This is a genomic window from Candidatus Poribacteria bacterium (assembly GCA_016866785.1).
In the GTDB taxonomy this organism is placed as follows: Bacteria; Poribacteria; WGA-4E.
The window spans coordinates 1-2,462 of the sequence record VGLH01000254.1 but is presented as its reverse complement, the minus strand read 5'-3'; the positions used below and the strand labels follow the sequence as shown (position 1 = coordinate 2,462).

2 protein-coding genes are annotated in these 2,462 nt (G+C 65.4%); one reads left to right on the top strand and one right to left on the bottom strand.

Features of this window, described 5'->3' with window-relative positions:
* Positions 1-1,321 (bottom strand): hypothetical protein (locus FJZ36_19000; GenBank protein MBM3216988.1); only part of this gene is annotated, 1,321 nt, incomplete at its 3' end.
* Positions 1,322-1,384: 63 nt separating this feature from the next.
* Between FJZ36_19000 and FJZ36_18995 the strand changes: the two genes are divergently transcribed.
* A partial coding sequence (locus FJZ36_18995) for a hypothetical protein (GenBank protein MBM3216987.1) occupies positions 1,385-2,462 on the top strand: 1,078 nt, incomplete at its 3' end.

Here is a 2,462-nt window from a genome sequence, read left to right as displayed (position 1 = left end):
CGTGGAAGGCTGCCTTGAGCTCGTCGTAGGTCTGCGGGAGACCTGTCGCGGGTCGATCCTGCGTCTCGCGAACGGGATGCTTGCCGTCGAACATCGCATAGATGAGGCACATCGGGATGTTGACGTAGGGCCACGCGACCCAGGGGTTCGTCCTGCCCATGATGGACGTCTCGGTGCATGTGCTGGGCAGGTGATCGACGGCGTGTTCGACGGGGACGCCGTATCGGATGAGCCCCTTGACGATGACGTCGCTGTTGAAGAACGCTGGCTGCCCCTTGCCGTTGCGGAGGAGCCGTACGGCGCGACGGACGAACGCGGGGTCCATGTCGCTGTGCCAGGAGATGTCCGCGCCGGGGAAGTAGCACCGAACGCGGTCGGTCGCCTCGATGAGGGCGAAGGAGAGGGCGTTGGTTCCGTCGGTTCCGTCGGGCTTCCTGCCGCCGAGCATCATGATGACGGCGCTCATGCTAGGCCCGTCGAACTCGTTGCACTTGATCAGAAACTGGTCGATCAGGACCTGCGCGTGTTCTTCGTCGAGGACGCCGCTCGCGAGATCGCGCGCGTAGTACGGGAAGAGGTACTGGTCGAGCCGACCGGGCCCGAAGCAGTGGTGGGAGCCGCCGGCTTCGATGGCGACGCCGAGGAAGAGGAACCACGTCAGTTGGATGGCTTCGCGGAACGTCCGGGCGGGGCCATCGGCGACCTGGTCGCAGACAGCGGCAGATTCGAGGAGCTCTGCCCGCCAGAGCAGGTCGTCGGTCTCGTCGGCGGCTTCGCGCGCCAGAGCCGCGTACCGCCGGATGAGGCTTTGCAGCGCCTCGAGCGAGATGCGCGCTGATTCGTAGAACGCCTGCTTCTCCGGCGTGTCGCGGTGAATGGGGTCGAGCGCTTCGCGCCGCTCGCGGATCGCCTCGGCGATGGCTCCGAGTCCGACGCGGAGGACCGTCTCGTTGTCGACCGCCATGTGTCCCTCGGACGCGCCGACCCAGTAGTTCTGCTTGCGGAGGTACTCGTTCGCCTCTTGGATCGCCTTCTGGGTCGTCTCGCTGGCGTGGGTGCTGGGATGCCATCCGAGGAGCAGCTCGCCGCGCCGGATGCGGATGGGCATGTTGGCGAAGATGTGTTCGGTGGCTTTGGCGACCCGGATACCACGGAAGGGCTCGCCCTCGGTCAGGCGGAACGACTGCGCGGCGAGAACGCTGCGCTCGTGGTAGCCGCGTGCTTCTTGGAGCACGGTCTCCTTGAGCTCGGCGGTGGCTTTGACGAGATCGAGCTCTTGAGCCGTCCGGATCGCGTCGATCGGCATCGGGACCCTCCTCATTCTCACGGATGCGGGCAGGGCGGGCAGCGGAAACCCAATAAGACATGAATAGCCGAGACCCCGATGAAACTGAAGGGGATCGTGCGGAATTGGCGGATTCTCCCTGTTCAGGCGCCGGATTGTTGGCTAATGCTTGACGCGAGGTCCCGCCTCAGACGAGTGGAGTGTGCACATAGCGAGGAGAGTTGCCGGATGGCTAGTCCCTCCCCCGACGCCCAGCCCCTGGCTGCGCCAACCTACGCCGAACGACTGGCTTCCCTGGTGGCGACGAAGCAGCGGCACACGACCGAAAAGCTGCGCGTCTACAAGGCACTGGACACGGACGACCACGGCTCCATCCTCATGCCGGAGCTCTGCACCTACACGCCTGTGCCGAACCATCCGTCCGGCGCGTGCTTCGGGCACAAGAACATCGGCGAGAACTTCGGCGCGATGTTGGAGGCGCTTCCCGCCTACGTCGATCCGATGAGCTCGCTCCTCGGCGCGTGGTACGTCGACCGTCCCAACTACCGCGTGGGACCCGGCTGGCCCCCCGACCCAGAGTTCGACTACTCGCATCTCCACGCCGACCAGAAGCTGTACAGCATCATCTCCGGCATCGGAGGCGGACAGCATTTCTGCCCCGACCTGACCATCGGATTCAAGCTCGGATGGGGCGGCATCCTCGAACAGATCCGGTCCTACGCCGCCGACCCGCCCGCCGACGCCGATCCGGGGTTCTACGAGGGACACGAAGCGACCGTGCTGGGCATGCAGCGGTGGCTCCGCAAGCACGTCGAGAAGGCGCGCGCGATGGCGGACGAGGAGCCGAACCCGCACCTCGCCGCGAACCTGCGCCAGATGGCGGACATGAACGAACGGCTCATCGACGACCCGCCGCGCACGTTCCAAGAAGCGTGCCAGTGGATCGCGTGGGTGTCGATCATCACGCGGATGTTCAACGGCGCGGGCGGCATCGGGCAGCTCGACGAGCTCCTGCAGCCCTTCTACGAGAGCGACACGGCACGGGGCATCCTCGATGACGAGGAAGCTATCCTCCACCTCATCTCGATGTTCATCATCGACACGCAGTATTACCAGATCGGCGGACCCGACGCGTCCGGCAAAGACCGCACGAGCTGTGTGTCGTTCCTGATCCTCG